This is a genomic window from Candidatus Eremiobacterota bacterium, from assembly GCA_031082125.1.
Taxonomy (GTDB): domain Bacteria; phylum Vulcanimicrobiota; class CADAWZ01; order CADAWZ01; family Ess09-12; genus Ess09-12.
In genome coordinates, this window is record JAVHLM010000012.1 from 18,097 (window position 1) to 33,701 (window position 15,605).

At 56.5% G+C, this 15,605-nt stretch carries 15 protein-coding genes; 13 read left to right on the top strand and 2 right to left on the bottom strand.

Going from position 1 to position 15,605, the window contains the following annotated elements; all coding sequences use genetic code 11:
• Positions 1–36 precede the first annotated feature (36 nt).
• From RDV48_14480 to RDV48_14510, 7 genes are all read left to right on the top strand, one after another.
• Entirely contained in the window at positions 37–1,719 is a 1,683-nt protein-coding gene (locus RDV48_14480) for a mechanosensitive ion channel family protein (protein MDQ7824003.1), read from the top strand.
• A gap of 13 nt (positions 1,720–1,732) precedes the next feature.
• Positions 1,733–2,506, top strand: a complete 774-nt coding sequence (locus RDV48_14485) for a nucleoside monophosphate kinase (GenBank protein ID MDQ7824004.1) — start codon at positions 1,733–1,735, stop codon at positions 2,504–2,506.
• A gap of 149 nt (positions 2,507–2,655) precedes the next feature.
• Complete coding sequence (locus tag RDV48_14490; GenBank protein ID MDQ7824005.1) at positions 2,656–2,928, top strand: hypothetical protein; 273 nt, start codon at positions 2,656–2,658, stop codon at positions 2,926–2,928.
• A complete protein-coding gene (locus RDV48_14495; protein ID MDQ7824006.1) occupies positions 2,925–3,248 on the top strand; it encodes a hypothetical protein in 324 nt (107 codons plus the stop codon). Before RDV48_14490 ends, RDV48_14495 begins: the two co-directional genes overlap by 4 nt.
• A 16-nt stretch (positions 3,249–3,264) precedes the next feature.
• Positions 3,265–4,941 carry a DUF3592 domain-containing protein gene (locus RDV48_14500; protein ID MDQ7824007.1) on the top strand — a complete coding sequence of 559 codons (1,677 nt, stop codon included), beginning with the start codon at positions 3,265–3,267 and terminating at the stop codon, positions 4,939–4,941.
• Entirely contained in the window at positions 4,935–5,369 is a 435-nt protein-coding gene (locus RDV48_14505) for a hypothetical protein (protein ID MDQ7824008.1), read from the top strand. The genes RDV48_14500 and RDV48_14505 overlap by 7 nt, the downstream gene beginning before the upstream one ends.
• Positions 5,356–5,919, top strand: a complete 564-nt coding sequence (locus tag RDV48_14510; protein MDQ7824009.1) for a hypothetical protein — start codon at positions 5,356–5,358, stop codon at positions 5,917–5,919. Before RDV48_14505 ends, RDV48_14510 begins: the two co-directional genes overlap by 14 nt.
• 18 nt (positions 5,920–5,937) lie before the next feature.
• Here RDV48_14510 and RDV48_14515 read toward each other — a convergent pair whose 3' ends face one another.
• Together RDV48_14515 and RDV48_14520 are read right to left on the bottom strand one after the other, a co-directional pair.
• Positions 5,938–8,928 carry a response regulator gene (locus RDV48_14515; GenBank protein MDQ7824010.1) on the bottom strand — a complete coding sequence of 997 codons (2,991 nt, stop codon included), beginning with the start codon at positions 8,926–8,928 and terminating at the stop codon, positions 5,938–5,940.
• Between the two features lie 127 nt (positions 8,929–9,055).
• Positions 9,056–9,511, bottom strand: coding sequence for a hypothetical protein (locus RDV48_14520; protein MDQ7824011.1), 456 nt, complete (start codon positions 9,509–9,511; stop codon positions 9,056–9,058).
• A gap of 177 nt (positions 9,512–9,688) precedes the next feature.
• Between RDV48_14520 and RDV48_14525 the strand changes: the two genes are divergently transcribed.
• The 6 genes from RDV48_14525 (at position 9,689) to RDV48_14550 (ending at position 15,601) form a co-directional block, all read left to right on the top strand.
• Positions 9,689–10,342: a cobalamin-dependent protein gene (locus RDV48_14525; GenBank protein MDQ7824012.1), complete on the top strand. Its 654-nt coding sequence runs from the start codon at positions 9,689–9,691 to the stop codon at positions 10,340–10,342.
• Complete coding sequence (locus tag RDV48_14530; protein ID MDQ7824013.1) at positions 10,339–11,559, top strand: ATP-binding protein; 1,221 nt, start codon at positions 10,339–10,341, stop codon at positions 11,557–11,559. Before RDV48_14525 ends, RDV48_14530 begins: the two co-directional genes overlap by 4 nt.
• Positions 11,559–13,169, top strand: a complete 1,611-nt coding sequence (locus RDV48_14535) for a serine/threonine-protein kinase (GenBank protein MDQ7824014.1) — start codon at positions 11,559–11,561, stop codon at positions 13,167–13,169. The genes RDV48_14530 and RDV48_14535 overlap by 1 nt, the downstream gene beginning before the upstream one ends.
• A 25-nt stretch (positions 13,170–13,194) precedes the next feature.
• A complete protein-coding gene (locus RDV48_14540; protein ID MDQ7824015.1) occupies positions 13,195–13,473 on the top strand; it encodes a CocE/NonD family hydrolase C-terminal non-catalytic domain-containing protein in 279 nt (92 codons plus the stop codon).
• Positions 13,474–13,561: 88 nt separating this feature from the next.
• Entirely contained in the window at positions 13,562–14,200 is a 639-nt protein-coding gene (locus RDV48_14545; protein ID MDQ7824016.1) for a ferritin family protein, read from the top strand.
• Positions 14,201–14,263: 63 nt separating this feature from the next.
• A complete protein-coding gene (locus RDV48_14550; protein ID MDQ7824017.1) occupies positions 14,264–15,601 on the top strand; it encodes a ferric reductase-like transmembrane domain-containing protein in 1,338 nt (445 codons plus the stop codon).
• Positions 15,602–15,605: the final 4 nt, after the last annotated feature.

The window sequence follows — 15,605 nt, forward strand, 5'->3', positions numbered from 1 at the left end:
CTCATTGAATGGCCGGGGCTCATTAAGGAGAGGACAATGACAAAAACTCGAAATCCGGGAGCGCTTTTAAAGATTCTCTTCCTTTTTCTCTGCCTGCTCTTCCTTGCTTGTGCGCTCATACCGCCTCACTCAGAGGCCCTCCCGGGGCTGCCGTCACCTCACCATCAGCCTCCCGCCGTGCCGCCTGAGCCTTCCCAGGCACAGGCGGCAGGCTCGGCTTCTTCTTCCGCCACAACGCCCCCTTCACCTGCACCGCCTTCTCCCGCGAGCACCCTGGAGGCGCCTCCCGACGAGGCCCCCGTGATGCTCAATAACAGGGCGCTCATCACGGTGAGAGGTGACTCGGGGCACCGCGCCGCTGAAAGGGCAGGAATCATAGAGAGAAGAATCGAGGAGGTCCTTAAAAGAGCGAAATCGGCGCCTTCCATTGATATCGACACTGTCGATGAGACGCCTGTCATCAAGAGCGGCGGCCTCTACCTGATCTCGGTCACAAACAGCGACGCCGCGCCTCTTGGAATCTCGGTGAGCGACTTGGCCGCATCGTGGCGGGACGAACTGGAAAAGGGCATCAGGAGAACCTGGCACGAGCGGAGCGAGGGGTACACCGAGGAAGCTCTCATCCGCTCACTGTATATAATTCTCATAGGGATTGCGCTCACCATCATAGGGATTTTTGTATTCCAGCGTTTTCTCAAACTGCCGGGATTTCTTTTTATCCTGATCATCTGGCTCTCGGTCATCTCGGCAGTGCTGTGGCTCTTTCCCGACAGCCGCCCATGGAGCAGAAACCTGGTGCAGGGCGTGCTCATCCCGATACTGACGTTTCTCATCACCTTCATCGTCGTGATGCTTCTCTTCAAGCCCACTGACGCTTTCGTCATGCGCTTTTTCGATATCTTTGAAAAGATCAGGGACAGTGATCTTGATCAGAGAGGCCGGGGCCTGCACCGCCTCGCCATGCTCCGCGTCGTGGGCAAGGTCATTGCAAAAACGGTCCTTATCCTGATAGCGGGCCTCCTTTATCTGAACTCTCTCCATGTCGATCTCACCGCCGCCCTTGCTGGGGCGGGGATAATCGGCGTGGGCCTCGGTATCGCCTCCCAGGATCTCCTGAAGGACTACATGGCGGGATTTTTCTTTGTCTTCGAGGACCAGTTCGCCGTGGGAGACAATATAAGGGCGGGGGCCTACGAGGGAACCGTTGAGGACTTCACGCTCCGCATCACGCGCCTGCGCGACATGGAAGGGCGCCTGATCTCGATACCCAACTCCGTCATAAGGACCGTCGAGAACCAGTCAAGCGGCTGGAGCCAGGTGGACTTCACCGTCCATGTGGCATACCGCAACAACCTGGCGAAGGCCATGGCCCTCCTCATTGAAACAGCCAGGGAGCTTCGCGCCGATTGGAAGGAGATCATCATCGCCGATCCGGAGATGCTTGGCGTCGAAGGCATTGATGAATCCGGGGTGAAGCTGAGGATGGTAATGAAAACAAAGCCGTTGAGCCAGTGGAAGGTCAGAAGGGAGCTGCTGAAGCGCATCAAGTCCCGCTTTGACATGGAGGGCATCGAGATCCCCTTCCCGCAGCGTTCCGTGTGGCTCCGTGACGACAAGGACAAGGTGCTTGACAGCCATGAGCCTCAGGAGACGCCGGCCCCTCAAGGGGAGGCCGGGAGCAATAAGCCTGAGGCACCTGAAAACCGTCAAGATTCCTGAACAGGAGGATCCTATGAAACGCTGCCCGTTACCGCATCTTGTTTTCCTTGTCGCCGCCGCCCTGGCGCTCTTCGTGGCTCATGGCGGGGCATTCTCTGCAGAAACACAGGCCAGACCCTCAACAGCAGTAAAGCACCTCTACCTTTCGCTCTCGGGGCCTCCCGGCGCCGGCAAGACCACCTACGGCAAGATGATCGCCGAGCGCTACGGCATCCCCCATATCTCCGTGGGCAAAATCCTGAGAAAAGAGATCGCGGACAGGACGCCCCTGGGTCTCAAAGTGGCGCCCTACGTGGAAAAAGGCGAGCTCGCCCCGTCAGAGCTCATCATGGCCGTCGTGAAAAGCCGCCTCGCCCAGGATGACTGCAAAAAGGGCTTCGTCCTTGACGGGTTCCCCCGGAAGATGTCCGACACCGAGGGCTTTGAAGCCATCCAGAAGGAATTGAAACTCACCGGATTCAGGATGATCGGCCTTGAGGTGAGCCCCGAGACCCTCATCGAGAGAATGAAGAACAGGAGAGTCTGCAGCAAGGGGCATGAATACGATATCGTGAACAAGCCCCCGAAGAGAGAGGGCGTCTGCGACATAGACGGTCTGGCCCTCGAGGCGAGAAGCGACGACACGCCGGAAATCATAAGGAACCGCTTTGAGGTGTACCAGGAGGAGACGCTGCCTGTCGTGAAATATTACAAGGAAAAGGGATGGTATGTCGCAATAGAGGAAAAGGGCACCATTGACGAGGTGTTCCGCTCCATCGTGAACGTCATCGAGGGGGGCGGGAAATAAGGAGGCACCCCCTACCAGAAGGGCAGGGCCATGGCAAGTGCCCCCGCCATGGCCCGACGGATATGCCTGTGGAGGAGTAATACCGCCTCCGGCAGAATGATTTAAAGGAGCGGCCCTGTGCTCTTTCACGATGAAAGGTGGTGGTTTCGATGATAAGAAACACGCTGGTGCTCCTCTGCCTCGTGATCTTTCCGCTTTTTCTGGGGGGGTGCGGCGACATGCTGCACCAGAACGAAATAAGGCAGCTCGAAATAACCCTGGCGGAGAAAAAGATTGAGTACGAGAAGATGAAAGACAAGGTGAAGCTGCTGCCAGGCGTCGTGATGAAGAAGAAAAAGCTCACCGATGAGAGGGAGGCCCTGGAGAAAGAGAAAGCCCTTCTCCTGAAAAAGCTCGCGGAGCGGAAAGGAGGGCAGCCATGAGGAGCCCCGGCGGCACAAGCCATTTTCTTATCGCCATCGCTCTGACCCTCTGCCTTCTTGCCATCTCGGCAGGGGGATGCGACCTCTTCGGGTCAAAGAGAGCGGATGACCTGAGGGACCGCATCACGAAGGTGGAGATGGACATCATGTCACTGAAGGTGCAGCTTCCCCTAATAGACAAGGTGATAAAGGAGAATGAAGCTCTTGAAAAAGAGGTCATCGCTCTCAGGGCGGAAGTCAATACCCTTCGAAACAAGGCCGGCGTCCTTGAGTCGCCTCTCTCGCCGCCCGCCGGCACAAAAAAGAAAGGCGGCCGCTGAGACACAAGGAGAAGTGATGCGCTTCATCGGCAGAGTCCTGGTCTCCCTCTTCCTTGGCGCCCTTCTTTTGCTGGGCACCGCCTTCACGGCTATGATCATCAAAGACAGCGCTCCGGCCATAAGAGCCCTTTACTGGCAAAAGACCCCCTGCCGCGTCACCTTCTCGTCCATCACGCCTGATCCGAAAGGCTACCGGCTTCTGGTGGAATATACCTACCGCTGCGGCAGCAAAGAATACCGCTCAAGGGAATATCCATATCATCCCACCTTTGATTACCAGAAGTTGAAAAAATTCCGGGAGCGCTGCGAATCTGGCGCCGTGAGCACCTGTTTCATAAATCCCGGCAGCCCTGCCGATTCCAGGCTCCGCCGCTCCTTCCCCTTCCAGATATTCTATGTCCTCATCCCCCTCTTCTTTGCCGTTCTCGGCGCCAAAGGGCTTCTTTCATCATGGGGCTGGGGGAAGCGTTCCGGGCCAAAAGCCCTCTCGGACCTTGACAGCTCCTTCAGCAGGAAAGGGGCTTCCCGTCCTGCATGGAACGCTACCGGTCACTCGCTTTCCAGTCTCTCATCCTTGAAGCTCGCACTCTACCTGGTCCTTTTCGCCGGTGGAGTCACAGCCCTCTGGTACGCTTACACGAAGCCTTTTTTCGAGATAATGGACGCATGGCGTTGGGAAAAGGTGCCCTGCACCATCCTGGAGAGCGAAGTGGTGGCCCATGAGGACAGCGAGGGCAGCACCACCTATTCACTCGAGATGCTCTATTGCTACCGGTACAGGGGCATGGAGTACCTGTCAAAACGCGTGGCTCTCGAGGGTGCCGGGCCTCGAAAATACCGGGGAAAAAGGGCCTTTATCGAAGCCCACCCCATGGGGAGCGAGGCCACCTGCCATGTAAACCCTGCAAAGCCCTGGCAGGCCGCCCTCCTTACCGACGGCTCGCCACTGTGGCTCCTTTCTCTGGTAATAGCCGCCTTCTGCGGGGGTATGATCTTCGCCCTGACCAACGAGCTGAAAAACCGAGCAAGGATTTATCACCTGATGGATGAGAGGCCCTCCCCGCGGGCGCTCCTCACCGGGACCTCATTTCCTGCCATTCAAATCGCGGGATGGGCCCTTCTGTGCCTGCTCTGGAACTACCCCCTTGCCTGGTTCCTCTTCCAGGCCTTCTTCAAAGCAGCAACGCTCCGCACCGTTGAATTTCCCTCCCTGTTCTTTACCTTTTTCTATCACTTCGCGACAGGCATCTTCATCGCAGCCTTGGGCTTCCGGGCCTTTGCAGCACTGAGAGCCCCCCATGTGACCCTTGAGATCGCGCCTTACCCTTTTCACCCCGGGAAGCCTGCCATGGTAAAGTGGCGAACCTGCGGCGCCACGGAAAAAATTGGAAAGCTCTCTCTCTTCATTGAAGGGAGAGAAGAAGCCGATTATGTGCAGGGCACCACGAGTCTCACCGACAGGGAGACCTTCAGGACCTTTTTTCTCGCGGGGATTGACAAGAGGGAGGACTTCGCAGGGGGGGAGGTTGTCCACACCTTCCCCCACCTCTCGATGCACACGTTCAGGAGTGATCATAACCGCGTCCGCTGGATCCTGAAGGCCGAGGCAGAAGGCGCTGAAAAACCGCTCTTCACCGAGGAGTTTGAAATTCTCGTGCTGCCGGAGAAAGGGGCGGTTTCCAGGAAATGCTGACCATAGTGCTTTCCCACGACAAAAAAAACTGCAGGCCCGGAGAGAAAATCGAAGGGACACTCCAGTGGGATCTCCCCGGGACGCCGGGAACCCTGGAGCTGAGGCTCTGCTGGCACACGGCGGGGAAGGGCACCGTTGACACCAGGAGAGTGGATACCTTCGAATGGAAGGAAAACAGCCCGAAAGGGTCGCGCAGCTTCTCCTTTCCGCTGCCCCTTATGCCTTACAGCTTCTCGGGAAAGCTCGTGAGCCTCCGGTGGTTCCTGGAGTTCCTGGCACCCCGCGTGGATGACGCAAAAACCGGCCTCCACTATTTCGTGCTCTCACCCGCGGGGAAGGAACTCACTCTTGCCGGAGAGGCCCATGAAGATGCCTATGAGGAGATCGTGGAGGTATGGGATGAGGAGGAGCCCCGTGAGAGCCCGTGACAACCCCTTCGCAAGCCACAGGACCGGCGCGATTCCTTTCATATTCCAGGAAGGGTCCCTCGAAGCCGTCATTGAGGCCATCAAAGCTCGGGGATTCAGGGCGGGAATCGGGGGGCCCCACGGGAGCGGAAAGAGCACCCTTCTGAGGGAGGTGAGGAAGCGCCTCGCCGAAGAAGGCTTCCCCGTGCACTTCATTTTCCTTTCCGCCTCAAGAAAGCTCATTTCAACCGGTGATCTCATATGCGCATTGAGAACGGGGGCTTCAGGCGGGATCGTGCTTATTGACGGTGCCGAGCAGCTCCCGCGGGCACTGTGGCATCCCGTCAGGATTCTCTGCCCGCGGCTTGTGGTCACGACCCACACCGAGTGCCTCCTCCCCTTCATCTACTGCTGCCGGCCTTCAAGCAAGGTGCTCCACGGCTTAATCGACAGGCTTCTGGGCGGCGAGGCCGAGAGGGAGCGACGCCGCGCCGATGAGCTCTATGCCCTTCAAGGGGGAAACATCAGGGAAGTGTTCCGGAGCTTTTACGATTATTACGCCGGAAGATGAGGATGCCAGGGCGGGCCGCTATGGACTTCTGTCCAGCAGCTCCCGCATCTTGGCAGCCAGGGCCTCTACACTGAAGGGTTTCTGCAGGAAAGAGGATCTCCCCTTATCTTCTTCTATATCGAGGGTGATCTCGCCCATATACCCTGACACGAAAAGCGCCCTGATGCCGGGCCTCGCCGCCCTCATTTTTTCCACGAGCACTTTCCCGTTCATAAGGGGCATTATCATATCGGTGACCACCGCGTCAATCTCCCCTTCGCAGCCCTTGCTCATCTCCAGGGCGTTCACGCCGTTTTCCGCCTCAAGCACTGAATAGCCCATCGATGTGAGGGCCCTCGCAATAAAGGAGCGGACTTCCTTCGCATCCTCCACGACCATTACAGTCCCCGTTCCTTGAGGTTCCGGCGGAGCTTTCTCTTCTGTCCTCTGCTCTGACTCTTCCTGGGTAACAAGCGGAAAGGTCAGAGTGAAAGCGGTTCCACTGCCGGCAGCGCTTGCCACCGATATCTCCCCCCGGTGCTGCTTTACAATGCCGTAGACGGTGGCCAGCCCAAGGCCGGTGCCTTTGCCTGTCTCCTTCGTGGTAAAAAAGGGCTCAAAAAGGTGCTCCTTGACTTTATCCGTCATTCCTGCGCCCGTATCGGCAACTTCAAGAATCACGGCCCGGGACCCTGGCATTTCATAGCTCTGCCAATCACTTATGGCCAGCCTTATCGTGATCACCCCTTCCCGCTCAATGGCGTCCTGGGCGTTCACCACAAGGTTGACGATGAGCTGCTCATACATCCCGGGGTCAATTGATACCAGGGCCCTGCCTTCCGCAGGAATGATATCAATGTCAATCTCCTCCCTTACAAGACGGCGGAGCATTCTGTGCATGGCAAGAGTTATGGCGCTGATATCGACTATTATGGGAGATGCTTTCTGAAGCCGCGAAAAAGCGAGAAGCTGCCTGGTAAGCTCAGCTGCGCTCCCTGCGGTGCTGAGCACCAGGTCAAGGTCCTCTCTCCTGCCGTCTTCCATGGCGAGGGAATCCCGTACAAGAGAGGTAAATCCTATGATTGCCGTGAGCAGGTTATTGAAGTCGTGGGCCACTCCCCCCGCCATGCGGCCGATTCCATCGATTTTCTGGGCGTGGAGAAACTTGGTGTTTGCTTTCTCAAGCTCTTCCGTGCGCTCCCTCACAAGGTCCTCAAGGTGCTCCCTGTGCTTCTGAAGCTCCTCTTCCACCTGCTTTCTGAAAGCGACCTCGGTATTGAGGCTCATATTGGCGGTGTATAAAGCCGTCGTGCGCATCTCAACCATGTCCTCAAGGAGAGCCTTCTGCTCCTCCAGCTCCCTCTCCGCCTTTTTCCTCCGGACGATCTCCCAGGTCCTCGCTATAAGGTTACTGAGCATATCGCAGTCGGCCTTGCCGTAGTCATCGCGCTTGTTCGCCACGGCTGCGACGGCGACTATGGCATCGCCGTCGAAGACAGGGACGGCCAGAAAGCGGCGAATGGGCACGTGCCCTTCAGGACAGCCTCTCGCGCCCGGGATGTCTTTTCCGTAGCTGTTGATAATGCAGGGCTCCCGGCGGCGCACGCAGTCGCCCCATAGTCCCGCCCCGGCCATAGAGAAGCAGAGGGGGCTGTTCTCGATGGCGCACCGGGCCATTGCCCCCTGTGACCACCGGTGGATGGTCATTGTTGACTCGTTTCTGTTCATGAACCCGAAAAAGGAGAACTCGCTCGCCGTGAGATCGAGGGAAGCTTCGATGACAAAGTCAAAAATCTTTTCCTGCGGGGCATCCATCATCCGGTGGAGCTCAAGCTGCGCCTCAAGCGACTTCCGGCTCTTCTGCAAAATCTCTTCCGCCTGCACGCGCCTTGTGATATCGCGGAGGAATCCCTCGGTGCCCTGGACCCCGCCCTTTCCGTCATGGTAGAACTGGGCGTTCATGGAAACCCAGAGGCTTGTGCCATCCTTTTTCCTCATCTCGACGATACAGTCCTGAAAGCTGCCCTGGGCACGGAGTATTTCTACCAGCCGATCTCTTTCCGCGGGGCTCCCGTAAACATTACAGGCCGGCATGCCTATCAATTCTTCGATTGAGCCGTAACCGAATAAATGAACAGCGGAAGGGCTCGCCATGATAATTTTTCCATTCCTGTCGGTGCGGAAATAGGCATCCTGGATATTGTCCAGAATGTCACTGAGCTGCCTCTCCTTATTCCTCAGAGCACTCTTTGCTTCTATTATCTCTGTGATATCGGTGAATATTGAATAGATCTGATAGGGCGAGCTCTCACCTTTAAGGAACTGCGGTACTGCGCTCAAGATGAGCCAGAGGGCTCTCTCTTTTTCAGGATTCACCAGGCCGATGAGCTGCTCCGTCAATGCCCTGCCTGTGCGCAGAGCCGCATTGACCGGCATGTGCTCTGGAGCCAGGGTGCCTCCCTCTTCAGTGATGAATACCCACCCATGGTCCTGAAGGGCAGTGCCGGGCATCTCTTGACGGGGTATGCCAAGGATAAGGCCGGCAGCAGGATTCGCTGAGACAATCAGGCCTCGTGAATCATAAAAGATCACTCCTCCTGACATTTTCTCAAAAAGGAGACGGTATTTTTCTTCGCTTTCTTTCATCCTGCGGTGGGCCTCATAGAGCTCAAAGGCTTTTTCCACGGAGGAGACTATGACATGCTTTCCAGAAGTCTTTATCACGTAGCCGTAATGGGGAATATCCCTTCCCCCTCTGAGGATCTCCTCCTCCGAGTGGGAAGTAAGAAACACGACAGGAAGGGCCTTGAAGTCCAGGATCGCCCTCGCAGTCTCATAGCCGTCCATTCCCATGCCGAGATTGATATCAAGGAGCGCAAGGTTTACCTGTGGATCAGACTTTACGATGTCAAGAGCCTCTTCGCCTGTGCCGGCATGCACCACGTCGAAGCCATGCTCCTCCAGGACACTTTTGAAAAGAATTGCGAAGACACGCTCATCGTCAACAAAGAGTATTTTCTTCCGATTCATATTTCCCGCCACTTCCCCACCTCCCCGGTTTATATCAGGACAGGAAACTTCTCATGAAAGCTCTCCACAGGGGGCTTTCTTCCTTCTTATACGGCAGTAAACCCTGGTAAGGCGGGGTTCCCCGCTCTCATTGTTCCTTTGAGGTGACAAACTGGTCAGAAAGAGCGGCGAAAGCCGCCTGGTTTACAATGAGCCAGTGATAGAAAGGATACAGTGCCTCAAAGGCGCCCGAAGTGAGACGCTTCTTCAGGATTTCCACGCAGTTGTCGAGAAGAGCTGGCCAGTAGGCAAGGCGGAATCCATGGGAGCGGTAGGCGCGGAAGACCCAGAGGACCGTTTCAACGAGCACCTGGGCGTGATAGCTCCTGAACACCGACTCCATGAAGCGGACGTGGTTGCGGTGATTGTCCTCCATCATGGCAGTGTTCCCCTCGCCGATAAGCATTGCAAGGTCGGGGCGCGCCTTCATAACCCCCGTAATCTCTTCGGCAAAAGAGTCCCTCTGTGCTGCGAATTCTTCCGCCGCCGCGAGAGGCGGCTGTGTGAGAGCCCGGGCCGATTCAAGCAGCATGTTCCTGTCCATGAAACCTCCTCGTCACTTCCTCATTGAACTCAGGCACAGTGCGCCCTCTACAGCTCTTTTGTCGGCGCATCACCTGGCCCTGTGCAGGCAGGATCATGCCTTCACCGTCAATGGAGGTTCTCCCTTTTCCTTAAAGGGGAATATATTCCCACGGCGTAGAATAGGAGAGAGAACTATATGAAAGGTGATGCCGCGATGGATGAAGCCCTTTACCGCAGGTATCTTGCAGCCCTCATCAAGGGCGACCGCCCGACATGCAGGTCGATAGTGACCGATCTTCTGGAAAAGGATGTGGAGGTGAAGACCATCTACACGGATCTCTTCCAGCACTCGCTCTACGAGGTCGGCGATCTCTGGGAGAGGCACAAAATATCGGTAGCCACCGAGCACCTTGCGACAGCCATCACCGAGAGCCTCCTCACGCTGGTCTATCCCCGTATTTTCTCCCTCGAGCACACCGGCAAATCAGCCCTCATCTCGTGTGTGGCGAACGAATTTCACCAGATTGGCGGCAGGATGGTGGCCGACATCTTTGAGCTGAACGGCTGGCATGGTTACTTCCTGGGCTCCAATACCCCTATAACGGCCCTTCTCTCAATGATTGGAGAGAAAAAGCCTGATATCGTGGGCCTCTCCCTGGCCGTCCATTTCAACATGCCTTCTCTTCTGGAAGTCATAAAAAAGATCCGCGAAAGCTTCCCCGCCCTCTCACTGATGGTGGGAGGGCAGGCCTTCCGGTGGGGAGGCATCGAGGTGGTCACTCGCTACGAGCGGGTCTCCTATATTGCCTCGCTCCATGACCTGGAAACCCTGATAAGAAGGTACTCATGAAAGACAGACAGGCACTGCATGCAGAGATTGCCTATAAGTATATTCTCAATGATGCATCTCTTCTCTTGCTCTTTTTCGATGATCGCGGTACCGTGACAGCCGTGAACGCCTTTACCCGGGCGCTGCTTGGCGAAGAGCCGGAACAGCGGTCCTTCCGCGACGTATTTGTTGATTTCCAGAAGAGGTTTTCCCTGGAATCACTTGCAGATGATCCCTCCACGACCACCATGATGGAGGTCTCGACTGCCCGGAGGATGCCCCGGACCTTCCTCACGCGCTTTTTCAGATGCGGCGATGAGTTCATGGCAATCGGCAGAGAGGATACCGAGAGCCAGGAAATCCTCTCTCATGAGATTATATCCCTCAACACCGAGCTTTCCAGCCTTGCAAGGGAGCTTCAGAAAAGCAACGCCGAGCTCGAGAAGCTCAACAGGCTCAAGAACCTGTTCCTGGGAATGGCAGCCCATGATCTCAGGAATCCCATTGGGAATATCATCATGTGCAGCGACTTCCTCATGGAAGATGCCTTCAAGCTTCTGAGCAGCAATGATCAGGAACTCCTTACCGCCATCAAATCGCAATCACAGTTCATGAAACAGATAGTAGACGATTTCCTCAATCTTGCCGTAATGGAATCGGGACAGCTGAGCCTCAATCTCACGGCCTCTTCGCTCCACGAGACGACGACGAAGGCTGTCAATGATATGAAATTCGCGGCAGGGAAAAAAAACATCCCCCTCTTGCTGAATGATGAATCAGACCTTCCCCCGGTGCTTCTTGACTCCTCAAAGATGCAGCAGGCTTTGATGAACTTCATGAAAAATGCCATAGAGCATTCACCGCCCGGCTCAGCAGTGCAGGTTTCCATAGGCCGCGACAGCGACAATGCCTTTGTCTCCATCAGGGATGAGGGCATGGGAATGAGCAGGGAAGAGCAGAACAAGCTGTTCAGGCCCTTCCAGGGCGGCCTGAGCAAAAAGACCGCCGGCGAGAAGAGCGTGGGCCTAGGGCTTGTCATATCCAGCAAGATAATTGAAGCCCATGGCGGAAAGATTATCGTGGAAAGCGCTCCCCAGAAGGGCACCACCTTCAAGGCAGTGCTCCCCCTCTCGCGCCTGCTGCCGGAATCGCCGGAAGACCACTCTTCCCTTCCAGGCACCGGCGATACAGGGCACGGCCTTGTGCCCCATATTCCCGGTCCCGGAGAGATTGCCTGATGCGATGCACCCGCTGCGGAATGGAAAACCTCAGTGACGCCCGCTTCTGCGAGAAGTGCGGCGCTGCTCTCTCATCAGGAGCGGCAGGATCCCTCCAGGCTGCCGCCCAGGCAGGAAAGACGCTCCTGGGGCGCTACCGGATAGAATCCCGTCTGGGAGGGGGCTCCATGGGAGCCGTCTACAGGGCATGGGACATAAGGCTGGAAAAATTCTGGGCTCTCAAGGAGGTCACCATCACTTCCGGCACGCCGGAGGAAAAAGATGAGATACTCTCGCGCTTCAAGCGTGAGGCCAAGATTCTCTCGAAGCTCGACCATCACAATCTTCCCACTGTCGTGGACTATTTCTCCGAGGGGGGAAATCATTACCTCGTGATGGATCTCGTGGAAGGTGAGGACCTGGAGACCTGGGCGGAAAAGCCGGGTAAACCGGGGCTTCCTGCCGCGGAAGTCATTGATGTCGCCCTGGTGATTCTGGATGTCCTTGACTATCTGCACCGCCAGGCCCCTCCGGTCCTTTACCGGGACCTCAAGCCCTCAAACATCATGCGCCAGGCCTCGGACGGGACTCTCTTCCTCGTGGACTTCGGCATTGCAAAAACCATCCAGGCTCAGGAGAAAAGAACCGGGACGGCCATCGGCACAGAAGGTTACGCTCCGCCCGAGCAATATGAGGGAAAATGCGATCCCCGCTCGGACCTTTATGCCCTGGGCGCCACAATGCACCACCTCCTTACGGGGCAGTATCCCCTGGTGCCCTTCCAGTTTGCCCCTGTTCCGGGCATACCGGCAGACCTCCAGGCCCTGCTTGACAGGGTCCTTTCCAGGAACGCCCCTGACCGTTACAGCTCAGCAGCGGAAATGAAAAAGGCCCTCCTCCAGGTGGGAGCTTCCAAGGGAGTCAACGGTGCTCCCCCGCCAGTCCAGGCGCCTCGCCAGATCCAGGCGCTCCCACCGGCCCAGGCGCCTCCTCAAGCCCAGGCGCCTCCCCTCCAGGCACCTTCCGCCTCTCTGAAAAGCCCTCCCTCCCCGCAGAAGCCAGGGAGCCAGGGAACAAGGCCATCTCTGGGAAAAGGGCTCTTAATGAGTATTGCAGCAGTGATTCTCCTTTGCGCCATCGTTGCCTTCGGCTTCGCCTTTGTGAAACAGGCGGGACCGAAACTGGCAGTGCTTCTCAAACTGAAGCTGCCTCCCTCATCGCCGCCGGGGATCTCGGTCAGCATGCCACGATGGGAAAAGGAAGTGAAGGATACCGTCACGGGCGCCATGGATTCAATGGAAAAGAGAGACCTCGAGGGACATATGAGCTTCTATGCTGACAGGCTTGATACCTATTTCAGCAGGAAGGACTGCTCCTGGGATTTTGTAAGAAGCGACAAGGAGAGGGCCATTCAGCACTACCACTCCATAAAGATAACGATTTCAAACCTCACGATCCACAGGGTCAATGACACCACTGCCAAGGCCCTTTTCGACAAGGAGTGGGACTGCAGGAACGGCAAGGCCTTCTCGGGCAAGGAGAAGCAGCGCCTCATATTCAGGAAAATCGACGGGAGCTGGAAGATAACGAGCGAAGAGGAGCTTGAGGTTTACTGGGTGAACCACGGGTAACCCTCAAGCGGCCTCCCGGGGGTAAATAAGGGCCCGCTACAGGAAAGGTTTTGACAGGGAAGTGCCCCTTACGCCCGGTGCCGTCGAGAAATACACCATCAACCTCCACCACTTCGGCCACACGTTTCTGAAGGGCCACCGGCTCCGTGTCGATGTCACGAGCAGCGCCTCTCCTTTCTGCAATCCCAACCAGAACACGGGCAACCCCGTGGCTACCGACACCGGGTGGAAAAAGGCACGGCAGACTGTCTGCCACTCATCGAAGTATCCCTCGCGCCTTGTGCTTCCTGTCCTGGAAAGATAAGGAGGAACCGCTCCAGGCACCATGTTTTTTAATACAGGATTTTACCACTATGAAAGAAGAAAAGATCCTGAACAGAGAGGAGACCCCCATGGAAGGAAAATTTTCCGTCATAGCAGTCATATCGATTCTCTTTGCCGCAACACTCGCGATATCACCCCTTTTCTGTGCCGACATCGATTCAAAGACCCTGGCAAACATCCAGGAAGCTTATCACAAGGAGCTCAATGAGCGTGCCAGCTATCTCGCCTTCGCCCGGAAGGCCGATCAGGAAGGCTACACCCAGGTGGCAAGCCTTTTCAGGGCCGCCGCCCGCTCCGAAGAGCGCCATGCAAGAAACTTCACCGAGCTCATAAGGGGCATCATGGAAAACCCGAATTTCGAGCCTCAGGCCGATATCAGGAAGCCTGACGTGAAGTCCACGAGGGAGAACCTCGAGGCAGCCCTCAAGGGGGAGTCATCCGAGCGCGACACTATTTACCCCGACTTCACCAGGCAGGCCAGGGAGGAAAACAGGATCTACTCCGCCAGGGCCTTCGAAGTCACCATAAGGGCCGAGACGGAGCACGCAAGACTTTTCAGCGAAGCACTCAAAAATATGAAGGCATGGAAGGGCGGCAAGAAGAACTTCCTGGTCTGCTCAGTCTGCGGTTACACCACACCGGACATGACCATCAAGAAATGCCCCGTGTGCTCTGTGCCGAGAAACAAGATAGAAACAGTGAACTAGGCCCTCTGCCGCCGCCTGCTTCACCGGCAGGTGGCGGCATCATTGCAGCAGAAAGGAAACGCCATGAAATCGTGGAGAGCGCCGGCCGCTATTTTTCTTCTCATAGTCTTCATCGCGGCTCCCCTCATCATGATCTTCCTCTGGCATGGCAACCTTGCGCCAAGGATTGAGAATGATCAGACCAACGCGCTCATGGAGCTGGGAAGGCTTGCAGCTCTCATGGGCGTTTACCTTCTGATGGTGCAGCTTCTCCTCATCGGCAGGGTCTGGTGGATTGAGCGGGTCTTCGGGCTTGACCACCTGGCCCAGGTCCATCACCTCAACGGGCTCCTCATTATCCCCCTCCTCTGCGCCCACCCGCTGCTGCTGGCCTTCGGCTACGCCACGAGGGACGGGAGAGGCTTCATAGACCAGTACAAGGATTTTCTCACATGGGATTCGGTCATCCCCGCGGGGATAGGCCTCGGGCTTCTCTTCCTTTCAGTGTTTTTTTCACTCGGCGTGCTGAGAAAAAAGCTGAAATATGAAACCTGGCTCGCCTTTCACCTGCTCGCCTACGTGGCCCTTGCCCTGGCCTTTCTCCACCAGGTGAGAACGGGCAATGACCTCATTGACAGCACCGCCCTCCTCGCTTTCTGGTACGGCCTCTATGGCTTCTGCCTGGGGAATCTCGTGCTCTTCCGCTTCATAAAGCCTGTTTTCTCAATGGCGCGCTTCGGCTTCACCGTGGACAGGATCGAGCATGAGAGCAGCGATGTGGCTTCCGTTTATATCAAGGGAAAAAACCTCGATAAATTCCATTATTCCGCCGGGCAGTTCGCCATCGTGCGCTTTCTCGGCGGCTCATTCATCCTTGAGGCCCATCCTTTCTCGCTTTCAAGCACCCCGGGGAGCCCTTTCATCAGGTTCAGCATAAAGAGCTCCGGCGATTTTACCGCGCGGGTCCCCTCTCTTCCCCCCGGCATGAAAGTCTGCATAGACGGCCCCCACGGCGTCTTTACCGCCGACACCCTGATTACCTCAAAGGTCCTTCTTGTGGCGGGGGGAATAGGGATCACTCCCCTCAGGGGGCTTGCCGAAGCCTTCCTCAGAGAGGGGAAGGAAGTGACGCTCCTCTACAGCACGAGGGCAAAAAACGGGATTGTCTTCAAAGAGGAGCTCGATGAGCTCGCAAAAGCCCACAGGACCTTCTCACTCCACTACATAGTAAGTGACGATCCTTCATGGGAAGGGGAAAAAGGGAGAATTGACAGCGAGAAGATAAAGAGGCTTGTGAAGGATCCCCCGGAGCATGACGCTTACGTATGTGGTCCGCCCCCCATGATGAAAGGCCTGGTGAAGCTTCTTGAATCGGAAGGAATCCGGAAGAGCGCCATTCACTATGAGCGCTTCGCTCTGTGAACCC